We start from the raw sequence: 15455 nt of genomic DNA, 5'->3' as shown, positions 1-15455 counted from the left end.
ACGGCGAATTGTGCAATAGGCTTCGCCTTCGAACCATTCGATCCAGAGGTGACGGCGCCATGAACAGTTTCTCCTCCCGTGTCGCCACCGCCGCAGCCGCGATCCGCGAGATCTTTCCCGAAACGCCGCTGCAGGAAAACGACTATTTGTCGAAGAAGACGGGGGCTCGGGTGCTCTTGAAGCGCGAGGATCTTTCGCCGGTGCGCTCCTACAAGATCCGCGGCGCCTTCAACTTTTTCCGCAAGGCACTGGCCGCAGGCAACGAGGCCGAGCTGTTTGTCTGCGCCTCGGCCGGCAACCATGCGCAAGGCTTTGCCTTCGTCTGCCGCCATTTCGGCAAGAAGGGCGTGGTCTTCATGCCGGTGACGACGCCGCAGCAAAAGATCGACAAGACGCGGCTGTTCGGCGGCGATTTCGTCGAGATCAGGCTGGTCGGCGACTTCTTCGACGACTGCTACCGCGCCGCCTTCGAATTCACCGAAAGTTCCGGCGCGCATATGGTGCCGCCCTTCGACCACAAGGATATTATCGAGGGGCAGGCGACGGTCGCCTATGAGATCGCCGACCAGATGCCAGGCGCGCGCATGCCCGACATCATCATGCTGCCGGTCGGCGGCGGTGGCCTGGCCGCGGGGGTGACGCACTATTTCGCCGATCAGCAACGTGACGCGCGCTACGTCTTTTGCGAACCGGCCGGTGCGCCGAGCCTGCATCAGAGCCTCGCCAGCGGCAAGCGCGTCCGGCTCGCCAATGTCGACAATTTCGTCGACGGCGCGGCGGTGGCCGAGATCGGCCGCGAGCCGTTGCGCCACCTCAAGGAGTTCGCCGCTCAGGCGGTGCGGCTGATCCCTGAGAACCGGCTCTGCGCCACCATGATCGAGATGCTCAACATCGAAGGTGTGGTGCTGGAGCCGGCCGGTGCCTTGGCGATCGACGCGTTGAAGGATTTTTCGCGCAAGGAAATCCGCGGCAAGACCATCGTCGCGGTGGTGTCGGGCGGCAATTTCGATTTCGAGCGGCTGCCCGACGTGAAGGAGCGGGCGCTGCGCTTCGAGGGGCTGAAGAAATATTTTATCATCCGCTTTCCGCAGCGGCCGGGCGCGCTGCGCGACTTCCTGGAACTGCTCGGTCCCGACGACGACATTGCCCGCTTCGAATATCTGAAGAAATCGGCGCGCAATTTCGGCTCTGTGCTTATTGGCATCGAAACCAGGGATCGGCGAAACTTCGATTTGCTGAAGGCGAATTTCGAGGCCGAGGGCGTCCACTATCAGGACATCACCGACAACGAGACCCTGGCCGGGTTCATCATATGAGCGGTACAGCCTGCCACCCGAAGCTCGAAGAGCGAAGGGTGGTCTTCGTCGCGCTGTTTTCCGGCATCAATGTCGGCGGCAACCGCATCGTCCAGATGGCGGAGTTGCGGGCGTTATTCGAGGCGCTAGGCTTCACCGATGTCGCCAGTTATGTGCAGAGCGGCAATGTCGTGTTCCGGACCAAGAAGGGCGACGCCGCCACGCTGGCGAAACAGATCGAAATGGCGTTCGAGAAAAAATGGGGCTTTCACTCGTGCATCATGGTGCGCGATCTCTCCTGGTTCGAACGGTTGGTGAAGGAGAATCCTTATCCGGAAGTCGCCGGCGATCCGACCAAGCTTCACGCCTACACGCTGGAGCGCCAGCCGACGGCGGACGAGATCGCCAGGCTTGCCGAAAAATGCACCGGCCCGGAAAGCTTCGAGGTCAGGGACGACGTGCTCTACCTCAAGGCGCCGGACGGGCTCGGCAAATCGGTGTTCGCCAATCTCATCCCGCGCGTGCTGAAAGTGCCCGGCACCGCGCGCAACTGGCGGTCGGTGCTGGCGCTGCTGCAGATGGCGCGTTCGCTTTGAATCGCTTAGATCTGCGTTGCGGTTGCGATGCTAATTAAGTCTCGGCTAAACAGTTGTTTTCTGCAACAATTTCCGATTTTCCGGCCTGGGCAGCTTAATGAATATTGCATGTCTGTGCTATGCTCTTTCCGACTGCATTGGGGAGTTTCATGAAACGTCTGCTTCTCGCATCCACTTTCCTGATTTCGGCTTGCGGCGCGACGTTCGCCGCCGACGTGATTGAGACCGTACCGGCAGGGTTTGTCTGGTCGGGTGGCTATGTCGGCATCAACGCCGGCTATGGCTGGGGACGCGGTGACGCGGTCGACCAGACGGATTCCTTCTTCGACGAGGAGCTTGGTCAGACCCATGACGTCGATACCGACGGCTTCCTCGGCGGCGTTCAGGCCGGTTACAACTGGCAGTCCGGAGCATTCGTCTATGGCGTCGAAGCCGATCTGGGCTATCTCGGCATCGAGGGCGACAGGACTATCGTCGAAGAGCCGGACAATTTCGGATCGGCGAAACTGGGCGGCTATGGCGATCTGACGGCACGTCTGGGCTACGCCACCGACAGGCTGCTGATCTACGCCAGGGGCGGCGCGGCGGCGACTCACTACAAATTGAGTTATGGCGATACTTTCGATTTTGACGGGGTGCCCGACCCGGACAGCAGCGCATCGAGGAGCGGAGGCCGCTTCGGCTATACGATCGGTGGCGGTGTCGAATGGGCCTTCGCCGACAAATGGACCACGAAGCTGGAATACCAGTACTTCGACTTCGGCAAGGTCCGTTTGACAGATATCGAGGGCAACGACGCAAGGGTGAAGATCGACGCCCATACGATCAAGATCGGCCTGAACTACAAGTTCTGATCGATCCGTCGTTCCGACAATTCAGATGGCGTCGCAACCAAGTGACGCCATAACGTTGTCCGGGGCTGGCAGCTTCCGGCGTTCGGCGTTGCGGCTGACAGCAGATCAGGTCGCCGGAGCCTGCTTCCACTCGAAAGTCAGCTCCTCGCGGAAGGCGAAGCGCTTGATGTGATCGGCAACGACGCTCTCCATGCGCTCCAGCGATCCACTTTCATCCGTCGACACCGTGATATGCAGCGCTGCCGCATCGGCATCGAGAACCGTGCGGCCGAGCGACAGATCGATGGTGCCGTGGTTTGGATCGAACTCGACGGGAAATTTGTGCGCCCAGTGCTTGCATAGCTGCTGCAAATAGCGGCTGGCATATGCGGTGGTGACATCGGCACGGCTGGTCGGCATAAATGAATTCTCCTGGATGAGGCACTGGCTCTGTTTGGCTGGCGCGACAGGCAGGTAAATAGGTGCCGTTGCTCGAAATGGCAAAGGCGGCCGGCTTGTCGGCGCGGCCGCCTCGCTCAAGATGGCGTGATCGCTACCAGGTGCCGGTGTTCGGCATCGATGCCCACGGCTCGGCCTTGGGTTTGGCCGGGCCCTTCTGCAGCAGTTCGAAGGAGATGCCGTCCGGCGACTTGACGAAGGCCATGTTGCCGTCGCGCGGCGGCCGGTTGATGACGACGCCATTGTCCATCAGATGCTGGCAGGTGGCGTAGATGTCGTCGACCTCATAGGCGAGATGGCCGAAATTGCGGCCGCCCTTGTACTCCTCCGGATCCCAATTGTAGGTCAGTTCGATCAGCGGCGCCTTCTCAGTGATGCCGCTTTCTACATCCTCGGAGGCGGCGAGGAAGATCAGCGTGAAGCGGCCCTGCTCGTTTTCGTAGCGGCGCACTTCCTTCAGGCCGAGCTTGTTGCAGTAGAAATCGAGCGAGACATCGACGTCGGCGACACGGACCATTGTGTGGAGGTAGCGCATGGGATTTCCTCGGGGATGTTTGGGTTGCGAGGCAACATAAGGTCCACCCCGTCGGAGGGCAACGAGCATCGGACTGGAAAAGTGATCACCGGTTTTTGGAAAATCAGGTTGCTCTGACAAAAGCGTCCGACCACAAGTGGTTGCCGATTTCGGCAAAATCCGATGCAAATTGCCGACCGGTTGACGGCCTTGACGGATCGCCATTGCAGCCGGCAGCGACGCCGGCAAACAACAAGTCAGCTATTCCTGTATTCAACCGTGAAAAAAGGCACGGCAGGTCTTGCACACCCCGGAAGCGGCGGTGTTAATCTAATGTCAAGAATCACTTGCGGTTTTCTTGAAAAAAAGGGGGCGTTCTTATGGGGGATAAGGCCTCTTTCACGAGGCGGGATGAGAACCTTGACGACGCCCTGAAGCGCGACAGTGGCGGCGATAGCGCCGACCTTGTCGAAATCGCCGGCGCCATCAAATGGTTCGACGTGGCCAAGGGCTACGGTTTCATACTACCCGATGACGGTTCCTCGGGCGACATCCTCCTCCATGTCACCTGCCTTCGAAAGGACGGTTTTCAGACGGCATTGGAGGGCGCGCGTGTCGTGTGCCTTGTCAAGCATGGCGACCGTGGTTTGCAGGCTTTCCGGGTGCTGTCCATGGACACCGCCACCGCGGTCCATCCGGCCGAGATGCAGGAACAGCGCACCCATGTGGCGGTGACGCCGGAAAGCGGGCTCGAGCGGGCGCTGGTTAAGTGGTTCAACCGCACCAAGGGCTTCGGCTTTCTGACGCGCGGCGAGGGCACCGAGGATATCTTCGTCCATATGGAGACGCTGCGCCGCTATGGCATCACCGAGCTCAGGCCCGGACAGGTCGTGCTGGTGCGTTTCGGACGCGGTGACAAGGGCCTCATGGCTGCCGAGATTCACCCTGATATGGGCACCTTGCCGGTCGCGCATTAGGACGCGAGCCTTCCTGAGGAAGTCAGGACGGCGTTTTTCTTGGTTTCACCACGATCTTATCCGAATACCTGAGACCACTTTTAGGGATCATGGTCTTTGGTCGAGGATTTCCAATGGCGTACAGGAACTGGCTGACAGCGGGCGCGCTCTGCGTCATCGTTGCGGTAGCCGCAGGCGCTTACTTCTATTCCGGGCAGCCGACCGCATCCCAGCAGACGATCGCCGGCGGTCAGGCGATGATCCTTCCCGTCGATCCGACACCCTTGGTCGTGGCGACGAAAGGGGGCGATAAATCCTTTTCGATCGAAGTCGCCGACACCGACTCGGAACGCGAGGCCGGCCTGATGTATCGCCAGGATATGGCCGACAATCATGGCATGCTGTTCGTCTTCGAGATGCAGAAGCAGGTCGGCTTCTGGATGCACAACACGCCGATGCCGCTCGACCTGATCTTTGTTGGACAGGACGGCAAGGTCCGGGCCGTCAAGCACGGCACTCCATTGTCCGATGCAGTCATCTCGCCGGGTGTGCCAGTGCGCTTCGTGCTGGAGCTCAAGGCCGGCACCGCCGCCAAAAACGGCATCGACTATGGCGATCTGCTGCGCCATCCGGCCGTCGGCACGGTGTCCGGCCCCGGCATGCCGCCATCGGACAAGGGCAACGCGCCCACGCCCGGCGCCGGCTGAGCCGCTCCCGATGCAATTCTTCTCCCATGACGGGTTCGACTTCGCCTTCCTCGACCGCCAGCCGGCGTCGGGGGCGGGCGATCCGGTGCTGATGATCCACGGCTTTGCCTCCAGCCACTATGTCAACTGGGTATCGCCCGGCTGGTTCAAGACGCTGAACGATGCCGGCTATCGCGCCATCGCCTTCGACAATCGCGGCCACGGCTCGTCGTCGAAAAGCTATGACGAGGCCGACTACACCCCGGCCAAGATGGGCTCGGACGCGGCGGCCCTGCTCGACCATCTTGGCATCGGCCGCGCGCATGTCATGGGCTATTCGATGGGCGCGCGCATCGCGGCGTTCCTGGCACTGTCGGATCCCGACAAGGTGGCGACGCTTGTCTTCGGCGGGCTCGGGATCGGCATGGTCGACGGCGTCGGCGACTGGGATCCGATCGCCGAGGCGCTGCTGGCCAACGATCCGGCCGCCACCAGCCATCCGCGCGGTCGCTCGTTTCGCGCCTTTGCCGATCAGACGCGCAGCGACCGCCGCGCGCTGGCCGCCTGCATCGCCACGTCGCGCGAACTGCTCAGCGAAGACGACATGACGCGCATCGCCCAACCAACGCTGATTGCGGTCGGGACGACAGACGATATCGGCGGCTCGCCCGACGAGCTCGCCGCGCTGATGCCGAACGCCAAGGTGTTTCACATAGACGGCCGCGACCATATGCTGGCTGTGGGCGACAAGACCTTCAAGCAGCGGGTTTTGGAGTTTTATGCCGAAAATCCGCTTTAACCGGTAAGCGATTTTCGGGCGATATGGATTGGGCGGCCGGCGAGGGGTGGCAAACAATGGCACAATGGGGAAGAAGCGCCGACGCTCTGCCGGGCGCCGTCGTGACAAGCAAGTTCGGCAAGCGTTCCGTCATCCTGGCGCTGCTCGCCTTCGGTGCCGGTGTGATGGCGCTGACCACAATGGTGGCGCTTCCGACCCACGCATCCGAGCGTGCCCAGAACATCGCCACGGGTTTCTTCATGGCGGTTTTCCTGCTGGCAGGGCCGTTGGCGCATATTGCCGGATTGATTTTCGGACTGATGGCGCTGGTGCGTTCGAACGATAGCCGCGTGCTTGGGGTCGTCGGCATCCTGCTCAACGGCGGCTCCCTGGCGGTTGGCTTCCTGCTGCTTGTGGCAATGGCATCGACGATCGGCGCTTTCACCTGATCGGGGACGAGTAATGGCCGGATGGGGAAGAAGCACGATAGCAATGCCCGGCGTGGCGGGGCGGAGCAGCTTGGGCAAACGCTCGGTGATCCTGGCCCTGCTGGCGTTCGCAATGGATTTTGCGGCGGTGGTCACGCTGGCGTTGATGCCAGGCGAGGCGTCGCTGGCCGCTCAAAACGTCCTCGGCGGGGTTTTTCTGCTGGTGTTTCTCGTTGCGGCGCCGCTGGCGCACATCACCGGCGTGGTTTTTGGCTTGATGGCACTGGGACGTTCAAACGACAATCGTGTCCTCGGCATCGTCGGTATCATCCTCAACGGGCTGTCGTTGGTGATCGGCCTGTTCTTTGTTTGGGCGGCCACCAAGTCCGTTGGCGCCTTCAGGTGATCGATCTTCGTCTGGCTTGCAGCCGGAGGCGGTGCCGCTTTGGTTGACCTTCTCGTCACCTATATGGACATGCGCGAACCGAATTCGGCGCCGGCTTTCGACTGCCCGCTATCGGGCGCCACGGTGGCGCGTGAAACACTTGATGTGGCCGCCTATCAGCCTCTACCGCGCTGTCGGCGAGCCGGTGCAGTGGGACCAGCGGCTGCGCATGCCGGCGGAAGACCTCGAGCGCCTGCTGGCGCTGCCCTCGACACATATCCATGTGCTGCGCGTCGAGGGCGAAGCGGCTGGTCTGTGCGAATTCAACGGCGTCGGCCAGCCTGAGGTCGAGCTAACCCATTTCGGGCTGGTCCCCGTCTTCCAGGGTCGCAGGCTTGGGCCGTTCCTGCTCGACCAGGCGCTTCGCGCCATCTGGTCGCACGCGCCGCAAAGGGTCTGGCTTCATACCGACACATACGACCATCCGGCTGCGCAATCGGTCTACAGGCGCGCCGGGTTCAAAGCCTATGCGCAGCGCATGGAGACATTTCCGGATTAGGATTTGAGCGTTTCTAGAGACCGCGCCAGGTTTTGCCTGGCCTGGGGCTCGAACCTCTGGCGGAATTCCTGCGTGTGAAAAATATGCTGGCGCGCGAGGAAAGTCTTGAGAATCGCGCCGCGGCCGGCGCGCCACATCGGCTCCTCGACCCAGCCATATTCGCGGCGGACCGCTTGTTCATAGGCGTCGAAAGCGTCGGCTGACGCACCCAGTATCGCCAGGTCCATGTCGAGGAAAAGCGCTGCGTCGCGGAGGGCGTTCTCATCGGCAAGGCACCGTGGTTGAAGGCTGGGCAGTTCATGCGTGGCGGTGGCGACGATCATCGCCGCTATGCGGCCGAGGCGCTCCGGATCGGTGCGGGCGGCAAGTTTGTCCTGCGCAAGTGCCGCACTCCTGGCCTCGTTGTCCTTGGCGCGGCTGTCATAGATGGCGTCATGGAACCAGATTGCGGCTTCGACGGCGCCGGAATCATGCAGCGATGCTCGATATTCGTCCGCCAGCGCCAGCAACGCCTCGATATGGGCGAGGTTGTGATAGTGGCGATCCGGAGCTTGATAGAGCGCGGAGAGCGCGCGTTTCAGCGGAGCGTCGATCAAGGGTTCGTTTTCCATGGCGGCTTGAATTTCCGTGAACCAAATCCATTTCACCGAGCACTAAGGAAAATTGAGTTCAATCGTGCTATGATCTGGCTTATATGTGCCGCCGGAGAATAGGCAAGCGGCCAGGACGCAGGACAAGACGTCGATGAACAGCATCAGCATTTCCCGCCCCACAATGGTCCAGCCGGTCGATCCGATCTGGCGTTCGGTCCGCGACGAGGCGATGGAAGCGGTCAACCGCGACCCGCTTCTGGCGGCGTTCCTCTATTCGACCATCCTCAACCAGGAGAGCCTGGAGGAAGCTGTCATCCATCGGCTCGCCGAGCGGCTCGCGCATCAGGACATCGGCTCCGACCTCATCCGCCAGACGTTCAAGTCGATGCTGGCCGACGACAAGGAATGGTCGTCGATCGTGCGTGTCGACATCCAGGCCTATTACGACCGCGATCCGGCCTGCGACCGCTTCATCATGCCGGTGCTCTATTTCAAGGGTTTCCATGCGATCCAGACGCACAGGCTGGCCCATTGGCTGTGGAATCAGGGCCGCAAGGATTTCGCGCTCTATCTGCAGAGCCGCTCGTCCTCGGTGTTCCAGACCGACATCAACCCGGCCGCCCGCATCGGCAAGGGCATCTTCATCGACCACGCCACCGGCCTCGTCGTGGGCGAGACGGCGGTGATCGAGGACGATGTGTCGATCCTCCATGGCGTGACGCTGGGCGGCACCGGCAAAGCCGGCGGCGACCGTCACCCCAAGATCCGTTACGGCGTGCTGATCGGCGCCGGCGCCAAGATTCTCGGCAATATCGAGATCGGCCATTGCTCGAAGATCGCGGCAGGCTCGGTCGTGCTGTCGCCGGTGCCGCACAACAAGACGGTTGCCGGCGTACCGGCCCGCGTCGTCGGCGAGACCGGCTGCGACCAGCCTTCGCGGCAGATGGACCAGCTTTTGCCGTCGCAGTCGATGGATCAGGTCGTCAGCTTCGACATCTGATTTGCAACACCCGGCGCGCCGGACTGAAGTCCGGTTGCCGGCGCCATTGCCTCTGGAGCATGATGCCGAAAAGTGTGAGGCGGTTTTCGGACGACATCATGCTCTACCTCCTTGATTTAGAGGCGGATTTGGATTCGACCTGAAATCATCCGGCCCCAGGGTTCGCGTTCTATCCAGCCGGCTTGCCTTTACATCGCCATTGTCGACGTGCCAGAAGCGCGTTCCAACGAGCAAGCCCGACGATCGGAGAAGACTTTTGAAGCCGGACGAAATCAGAAAGCTGGACGCCTATTTCAAGCGCGTCTTCCAGAATCCCAAACTCGAGGTGAAGGCGCGGCCGCGCAAGGAAGATTCGGCCGAGGTCTATGTCGGCGACGAGTTCCTCGGCATCGTCTTCAAGGACGAGGACGACGGCGACTATAATTTCTCGATGGCGATCCTCGACATCGATCTGGCCTGATCGCGGAACTGGGGATCGGAGTTGCCTATCTCCAACGAAGTGGGGAGATGAAGAGCAAGCCTCGGCGATCCTTCCCACCCCCCTCTGTCCTGCCGGACATCTCCCCCGCAAGGGGGGGAGATCGGCAGTTCCTCGGCTCTTCTTCTGCAACCTCGATAATTGGCGAAAGCAGTGATGGGGGCGTAATCTCCCCCTTGCGGGGGAGATGTCCGGCAGGACAGAGGGGGGTGCTGTCCCGCCAACGTTCGTAAATTTCTGCGCCGCTTCGCTTCGCCCGAACAGAGGCAGGCTAGCGCCCGGTCTTCAGGACGCGCGTGGCCTCGGCGACGATAGCGGCGTCAAGCGCCGGCCAGTTGCCCAGCAACTCCCGGGGAAAGCGGTAGGTCAGGCTGAGGCTGTCGCCGACCTGGATGTCCCGCTCGCAGGGCGCCAGCGATTCCTCGGCGCTCGGTCCGCTCAGGCAGCGGGCGACGAACGGGTCCTTGCCGGCCCGGCCGGCGACCGCGAGCACCTCGTTGAGATAGCCTGATTTTTCCGTAAAACCGTAAATCGTCGTGCCGCCGGGGCCGGGCGCGCCGGGCTGGCTGATGAGCGCGCTATAGATCGGCGCGAAACGGCCGCTCATGTCGCGCGACATCATCTGCGGTTCAAACGACAGGAAGATGATGTTTTTGGCGGCCCCCGTGTGGTTGAAATCGTCGCGGGCGGCTTCGCTGTAGCCGTCCATCTGGGGATAGCGCAGATAGAGGTCGAGGCGCGAAGCGATGCCGTCGCGCCGCGCCTGCAGGAAGCGGATGGCGTTGGCCGGCACGGCAATGACATTGTTGCCGATCACTACCCTGTGGACCGTGATGTCGTCGGTGTAGCCGGCCATGGCGATCGAGCGGCCGAACCATTTTCCGCCAAGGCTGATCGCCAGCGACAGCAGCGCCAGTGCGGCAAAAGCATAGAACACCCGCTTCATCAGCACGGAATCGACGACGTTGAACTCTTCTGCGGTCCCTGCCTGCTTCATCGCAATCCCCATAGTGGCCGCCCTCTGTCCCTAGGCGGCACACATGCCGCGGCATGGCTCTTGCTGCGCTGGACGCGACTGTGCGATTTCATGGTAAACGGAAGGTAAAGATGAGCCTGCTGCTACCCGTTCTCTTCGCTTTTGCCGTCGGGCTCACCGCCTGCGGGCTCGCTGGGTCCGTGATGGAACTGGCGGCGGGCCGCCGGCTTGCCTTTGCCGAGCCTTATGTGTCGCCGGCGTACATCCTGCGCTCGCTGGCCACGACCGCTTGCGCCGGGCCGTTCATGCTCGCCAACGATGCGCTCGATGCGCGGCGCGAGGGCCGCATTTCCACGCTGATGCTGATGTCCTGCGGCTGCACGGTGATCGCCTGGGCGCTGACGCTGGGCATCGTGCTGATCGCCATTGCCTCCTGGGGCATTGGCTCTCCTGGTGCGCTTCAGCTTTTGGTGGAATCGCTGGCGCGGTATTTGCCTTGAGGCAATTGCTGGGGGAAACCGCTACGCGGTTTTCCTAGGATTGTTCTAGGGTTTGTCCCGGCCTGCGACGAATCGGAGACTGCAAATGCCGACCTATGCAATCGACGGAAAAGCGCCCCGTTTCGAGGATCCCGACAGCAACTGGATCGCGCCGGACGCTACGTTGATCGGCGACATCAGCGTCGGTCGCAATGCCGGCTTCTGGTTTGGCGTGGTCATCCGCGGCGACAACGAGGCGATCGTCATCGGCGCCGACAGCAATGTCCAGGAACATACGGTGATGCACACCGATCCCGGTTTTCCCCTGACGATCGGGCAGGGCTGCACGATCGGCCACCGCGCCTTGCTGCATGGCTGCACGATCGGCGACAACAGCCTGATCGGCATGGGCGCCATAGTGCTCAACGGCGCCAGGATCGGCAAGAACTCGCTGGTCGGCGCCGGCGCACTGGTCACCGAGGGCAAGGAGTTCCCCAACAATTGCCTGATCGTCGGCTCGCCCGCGCGGGTGATCAGGACGCTGGACGATGCCGCGGTTGCCAGGCTGCGCGTCTCGGCCGCGCACTATGTCGCCAATGGCAAGCGCTTCAAGGCCGGGCTGAAGAAGGCCTGAACTCTATTAATGTTTGACGTTGATCTTTTCCGAACGGCAGGTCAGCGCAGCAAAAATCGTTTCTCGCTTTCGCTGACGCGGTCCTTCGGCTCGGGATCATGGTCTGAAATGGTGGAGCCGGCCCGGGGACGGGGCCGGCTCCTTAAAACCCGGTCGTTGGGGACGGGGAGGGTGGGGACTCGACCGGGCTTTCTCGTTAGGCACGTCGCATTATTCGATGTGCTTGACCTCTGTGATGGCGTTTTAGCGGACGCTGGCAACCGCGTCGGCGCGGCCGTCGTTGATCGTCACCCACACGCCGGAATTCTGGTCGGACTGGCGCTTCAGGTAGGTGTAGTCGGTGTCGGTCCAGGACAGCACCTTGGACTCCAGATTGTCGAGGATGAACTCGCCGAGGCTGGTGCGCACGGTCAGCACCGCATGGCCGTCGCCATTTTGTTGGCGCGCTACGGTCATCAAGAGATTGCCGGCGGGAACGCCAAGCGCCATCAATTCGCGGCGCTTCTCCAGCGCATAGTCCTCGCAGTCGCCGAAGCCGCTGTCGGGATAGGACCAGACCTCTTCCTTGCCCCACATTTCCATATCGGTGCGCGGCACGATCCGGGTGTTGACAGAATTGTTGACGTCGACGATCGCCGCCCACAGCTTGCGGGTCAGTTCGACCGGTGCCTGCTTCGGCGTGCGCTGAGCGCACTCCTGCGGCAGCTTCTGGCAGAATTCGTAGTGACCGACCGGCTGTGTCGTGCGGCCGCCAGTGTGCATGTAGGCCGGTCCTGCTGCTTGCGCCGTTCCCCAAGCGGAAAGCTGCATCGCCATTGCCAAGAGCAACAGCTTGCCCCAAATCTTCGCCATTGGTCAGTCTCCCGTTTGAGGAGACAATGACAGCGCTGGATTTATTTGACGCAAAAACCCGAAGTAGACATTGAGTAAAAGCTCAATAGAATACGCGTAAAATTTGACCTATTTTAAAATAAAATCGTTCAGGTCTCGGCGTAAAACCGCGGTGTCGGGGCGCGGATTTCCGGGTGGAGCCGTGGATTTGCTGCGTGCCGCTACAAGCTGGAGAGGCAGGCGGAACGCCGGCAACAAAAAACCGGCCGCGCAGGGCCGGTTCGTTTTTGCTGCCTGTTGCCGATCGTTCAGGCGCGCGGGGCGTTGAACTCGGAATCGAGCGTTTCCGGGCGCTGGATGACGGCGAATTCGATGGCGACGCCATCCTCGAAATGACGCACCACCTGGCCACGCATGGTGCCCAGCATCACCTGGATGCCGAGCGCCGGCTTGACGTCGATCTCGACCGCCGCGCCCGACAGCGACAGGTCGATGATGCGGCACTGATACTGGCGCCCGTCGGTGAGCTGCAGCACGCTTGTCGGATTGCGCGGCGCCACGCGTTCGTGGCGGCGGTCTTCCGGCAGGTCGAGTTCATGCTTGTTGGCGAGCCAGGTCAACTGCGCGGCAAGCTTGTCCTTCTTGCGATCCGAAGCAATGACGGTCATGGCGAAGCCGTCCTGCGAGGTGCGCGTCACCACGCCCTCGATGCGGCCGATATGATCGATATAGGCAATGATTTTTTCGCCCGGCATGCCGACGCGCTCGGTGCGCAACGCGACATTGCCCGGCGACATATCGACGACCTGGCAGGGGTGCTCGGTGCGGTCCTCCAGCATGAAGCGCCCGTAGATCTTGACCCGGACGCGCTGAAAATTACGCCTTTCGGCGCGGGACGGTGCGTATTCGACCGCCGCTGACCTCATGACTGCCTACACCCCGTTGGCATTCCCGCGTCGTGCGTGGAATCTCGGCCAAAACTACAGCCAAGCAGGTTAACAAAGGAGAAAAGTGGGTCGCCGATAGTTAAGATTAGCGCCGGCTTGGAGACTATTGCTCGCGCCCGCCGTCGAACACGACGAGGTGGCGGATACGGCGCGACCGACCGAGCGCCGAGATGGTCTCCGCCGCTTCGAGTTCGGTGGGAGCCAGCGAAGGAACGGATATTTCCGGACGGTTTTTCAGGAACATCGGTTCCTTGTCGGGAGCGATGACGCGGATGGCGTCGATCAGCGCGTCGGTGATCGGATCGGCGCCCAGCCAGAACGGCTTTTCCACGGCGCTGATGACGCCGAGGCAGCGCGGGTTCTCGACGCCGCCATCGAGCGGCAGCGCAAGCAGTTCGAAGTGGTTGGACCGGCCGCTGCGGCTGAACCCCTCGTAAGTGATCAGCACAACGGATTTCTGCTCGAAAACGCCATGAATGAGGCGCGACACCAGCCGCTGGTCCTTGTCACGCCAAAGCGAGGGGAACGAAAATCCCTTGAGCTCGCGGCCGTAGCCGGCGCAAAGCCTGGTGCCGGCGAGCCGGAACACCGCTTCGCCGCGCGTATCCCTTTCCAGGATGAAGGTGTCGGCCAAAAGCGCCTTGATGTCGGCCGGTTCGACTTCCGAACGCTTTGGGGCAGGACGTCCATGACGCAGGCGATTCCAATAATGGAACAGCGCGATTGATCCGTTCTGGTTCATGCTATGAAACTCCGCGCATTCTGCCGTCTGATGGTCCCATCGGTGAACAGAAAGGGCGCCCTCCGATGACCTACATGCGTTCCGGAGCAGGATGCGTGCCAGCGTCGTTAAGACTTGTTCACGGGTCGGGGACGTTAAGGTTAACAAGTGGTTTACGTTGCGCGCACAGGCTCGCCATGGCACACCAAAACCACTCCAGAAGCGGTCGTTTCGCGACGACCAACAGCACTTCGGTCAATAGTTTTAGGGGAGCAGGGGGCTCGACCAGCCGTTCAAGGGAAACCTTGGACGGCTTCTTTTTGATTCGCGGTTTGTGATTCGCGCTTTGTGATTCGTAGTTTGTGATTTGTCCGGGCATGGCCTAGATGCTCGCCACACGCAAATCCCTGGATCAGTGCATATGAGCGAACCGGCCGGCCCCCTGGAGACCGAACAGACCGCGGAGGCGCCGCCGCCGCGCCGCGAGCCGGTGTTCAACCTGCCACCGGTGGTGCTGGCGGTGATCGGCATCTGCGTCGCCGTCTTCCTGCTGCAGCAATATGTGCTGACCGAAGAGCAGCAGATAACATTGCTCACCGATGGCGCCTTCATTCCGGTCCTCTACACCGGCCAATACGGTTTCGACTGGTTCCTCTTCACCCGTCCTTTCACCTATGCCTTCATGCATGGCGGCGTTGCCCACATTGCCATCAACATGGTTGCGCTGGCCGCCTTCGGGTCGCCGCTGGCCAACCGTCTCGGCTGGTTCTGGTTCGCCTTGTTTTTCGCCGCCACCGGGCTGGCCGCGGTGGTGCTGTTCTGGGCGGTCCATCCATACGGCGAAGCGCCGCTGGTCGGCGCTTCCGGAGCGATATCGGGCATGATGGGTGCTGCGGCGCGTTTCGGGTTCCGTACCGACCGCTCCTCCGGCAGGGCGGCCTTTGCCGGCCCCGTGCTGCCGATCGCAATCGTTTTGCGCATGCGCGGCGTCGTCAATTTTCTCGGCGCCTGGATGGTCATCAATCTCGCCACCGGCCTTTACGGTCTCGGGCTCGGAGAACCCGGCCAGATCGCCTGGGAAGCGCACATTGGCGGCCTCGTCGCAGGCTTCTTCGGGTTGCGCTGGTTCGACCGGCGTTGGCGGGCGCCTGAATGGGAGATCCCCGACGACCAGCGCACCCCCGACTAGCGCACTCTATTGGCGCACCCCACTGGCACACCCCACTGGCACACTTGAAAAGCAACCGATCACGGCGCACGATGTTCACTCTTATGTGAAGCCGGTCAGGGCGGGAGCTGGCTAGCCA

Annotated in this window: 21 protein-coding genes; 14 read left to right on the top strand and 7 right to left on the bottom strand. The window is 61.8% G+C overall.

All coding sequences use genetic code 11. From position 1 onward, the window contains the following. The first annotated feature begins 59 nt into the window (after window positions 1-59). The 3 genes from ilvA (at window position 60) to NKK52_RS11390 (ending at window position 2745) form a co-directional block, all read left to right on the top strand. Window positions 60-1316: a threonine ammonia-lyase IlvA gene (gene ilvA / locus NKK52_RS11400; RefSeq protein WP_023681524.1), complete on the top strand. Its 1257-nt coding sequence runs from the start codon at window positions 60-62 to the stop codon at window positions 1314-1316. Beyond that, on the top strand, window positions 1313-1891 hold the full coding sequence (locus NKK52_RS11395; protein WP_023681523.1) for a DUF1697 domain-containing protein: 579 nt from the start codon (window positions 1313-1315) through the stop codon (window positions 1889-1891). Before ilvA ends, NKK52_RS11395 begins: the two co-directional genes overlap by 4 nt. Window positions 1892-2040: 149 nt before the next feature. After that, window positions 2041-2745, top strand: coding sequence for an outer membrane protein (locus NKK52_RS11390; protein WP_023681522.1), 705 nt, complete (start codon window positions 2041-2043; stop codon window positions 2743-2745). Between the two features lie 105 nt (window positions 2746-2850). Here the strand turns inward: NKK52_RS11390 and NKK52_RS11385 are convergent, their stop codons facing one another. Further along, window positions 2851-3144, bottom strand: a complete 294-nt coding sequence (locus tag NKK52_RS11385) for a DUF2218 domain-containing protein (protein ID WP_023681521.1) — start codon at window positions 3142-3144, stop codon at window positions 2851-2853. A gap of 133 nt (window positions 3145-3277) precedes the next feature. Continuing rightward, on the bottom strand, window positions 3278-3718 hold the full coding sequence (locus tag NKK52_RS11380) for a VOC family protein (protein ID WP_023681520.1): 441 nt from the start codon (window positions 3716-3718) through the stop codon (window positions 3278-3280). A 359-nt stretch (window positions 3719-4077) separates the two neighbouring features. Here NKK52_RS11380 and NKK52_RS11375 point away from each other — a divergent pair, with 359 nt between their 5' ends. From NKK52_RS11375 to NKK52_RS11350, 6 genes are all read left to right on the top strand, one after another. Then, window positions 4078-4674 (top strand): cold-shock protein, encoded by a 597-nt coding sequence (locus tag NKK52_RS11375; RefSeq protein WP_027050415.1) that lies wholly within the window; start codon window positions 4078-4080, stop codon window positions 4672-4674. Between the two features lie 113 nt (window positions 4675-4787). Beyond that, window positions 4788-5360 (top strand): DUF192 domain-containing protein, encoded by a 573-nt coding sequence (locus tag NKK52_RS11370; RefSeq protein ID WP_023681518.1) that lies wholly within the window; start codon window positions 4788-4790, stop codon window positions 5358-5360. A gap of 10 nt (window positions 5361-5370) precedes the next feature. Next, window positions 5371-6138 (top strand): alpha/beta fold hydrolase, encoded by a 768-nt coding sequence (locus NKK52_RS11365; protein WP_023681517.1) that lies wholly within the window; start codon window positions 5371-5373, stop codon window positions 6136-6138. 56 nt (window positions 6139-6194) lie between these two features. Then, a complete protein-coding gene (locus NKK52_RS11360) occupies window positions 6195-6566 on the top strand; it encodes a hypothetical protein (protein WP_023741428.1) in 372 nt (123 codons plus the stop codon). Window positions 6567-6636: 70 nt separating this feature from the next. After that, on the top strand, window positions 6637-6951 hold the full coding sequence (locus NKK52_RS11355; protein ID WP_023667509.1) for a hypothetical protein: 315 nt from the start codon (window positions 6637-6639) through the stop codon (window positions 6949-6951). Between the two features lie 142 nt (window positions 6952-7093). After that, window positions 7094-7489: a GNAT family N-acetyltransferase gene (locus NKK52_RS11350; protein ID WP_245263040.1), complete on the top strand. Its 396-nt coding sequence runs from the start codon at window positions 7094-7096 to the stop codon at window positions 7487-7489. On the opposite strand, the gene NKK52_RS11345 is transcribed toward NKK52_RS11350, so the two are convergent. Beyond that, window positions 7486-8100: an HD domain-containing protein gene (locus NKK52_RS11345; protein WP_023681513.1), complete on the bottom strand. Its 615-nt coding sequence runs from the start codon at window positions 8098-8100 to the stop codon at window positions 7486-7488. The two genes, NKK52_RS11350 and NKK52_RS11345, sit on opposite strands and share 4 nt — an antisense overlap. 133 nt (window positions 8101-8233) lie before the next feature. Here NKK52_RS11345 and cysE point away from each other — a divergent pair, with 133 nt between their 5' ends. Both cysE and NKK52_RS11335 read left to right on the top strand, forming a co-directional pair. Continuing rightward, entirely contained in the window at window positions 8234-9082 is an 849-nt protein-coding gene (gene cysE, locus NKK52_RS11340) for a serine O-acetyltransferase (RefSeq protein ID WP_023667506.1), read from the top strand. A 256-nt stretch (window positions 9083-9338) separates the two neighbouring features. After that, on the top strand, window positions 9339-9542 hold the full coding sequence (locus NKK52_RS11335; RefSeq protein WP_006200852.1) for a DUF3126 family protein: 204 nt from the start codon (window positions 9339-9341) through the stop codon (window positions 9540-9542). A 289-nt stretch (window positions 9543-9831) separates the two neighbouring features. On the opposite strand, the gene NKK52_RS11330 is transcribed toward NKK52_RS11335, so the two are convergent. Beyond that, window positions 9832-10557 carry a hypothetical protein gene (locus NKK52_RS11330; protein ID WP_023681512.1) on the bottom strand — a complete coding sequence of 242 codons (726 nt, stop codon included), beginning with the start codon at window positions 10555-10557 and terminating at the stop codon, window positions 9832-9834. 110 nt (window positions 10558-10667) lie between these two features. Between NKK52_RS11330 and NKK52_RS11325 the strand changes: the two genes are divergently transcribed. Then, window positions 10668-11036, top strand: coding sequence for a DUF6949 family protein (locus NKK52_RS11325; RefSeq protein WP_023681511.1), 369 nt, complete (start codon window positions 10668-10670; stop codon window positions 11034-11036). Window positions 11037-11121: 85 nt separating this feature from the next. After that, window positions 11122-11649, top strand: coding sequence for a gamma carbonic anhydrase family protein (locus NKK52_RS11320; RefSeq protein ID WP_023681510.1), 528 nt, complete (start codon window positions 11122-11124; stop codon window positions 11647-11649). A gap of 243 nt (window positions 11650-11892) precedes the next feature. Here NKK52_RS11320 and NKK52_RS11315 read toward each other — a convergent pair whose 3' ends face one another. From NKK52_RS11315 to NKK52_RS11305, 3 genes are all read right to left on the bottom strand, one after another. Continuing rightward, a complete protein-coding gene (locus NKK52_RS11315; RefSeq protein WP_023681509.1) occupies window positions 11893-12501 on the bottom strand; it encodes a transglutaminase-like cysteine peptidase in 609 nt (202 codons plus the stop codon). 287 nt (window positions 12502-12788) lie between these two features. Beyond that, window positions 12789-13406, bottom strand: a complete 618-nt coding sequence (locus NKK52_RS11310; RefSeq protein ID WP_023667501.1) for a PilZ domain-containing protein — start codon at window positions 13404-13406, stop codon at window positions 12789-12791. Window positions 13407-13530: 124 nt separating this feature from the next. Beyond that, on the bottom strand, window positions 13531-14169 hold the full coding sequence (locus NKK52_RS11305) for a PAS domain-containing protein (RefSeq protein WP_023681508.1): 639 nt from the start codon (window positions 14167-14169) through the stop codon (window positions 13531-13533). Window positions 14170-14569: 400 nt separating this feature from the next. On the opposite strand from NKK52_RS11305, the gene NKK52_RS11300 reads away from it, so the two are divergent. Continuing rightward, window positions 14570-15337, top strand: coding sequence for a rhomboid family intramembrane serine protease (locus tag NKK52_RS11300; RefSeq protein ID WP_023681507.1), 768 nt, complete (start codon window positions 14570-14572; stop codon window positions 15335-15337). The last annotated feature ends 118 nt before the right edge of the window (window positions 15338-15455 follow it).

The organism is Mesorhizobium sp. C277A (assembly GCF_040324395.1).
Taxonomy (GTDB): Bacteria; Pseudomonadota; Alphaproteobacteria; order Rhizobiales; family Rhizobiaceae; genus Mesorhizobium.
The sequence above is the reverse complement of the archived record's forward strand: the minus strand, read 5'-3'. Positions and strand labels throughout refer to the sequence as shown.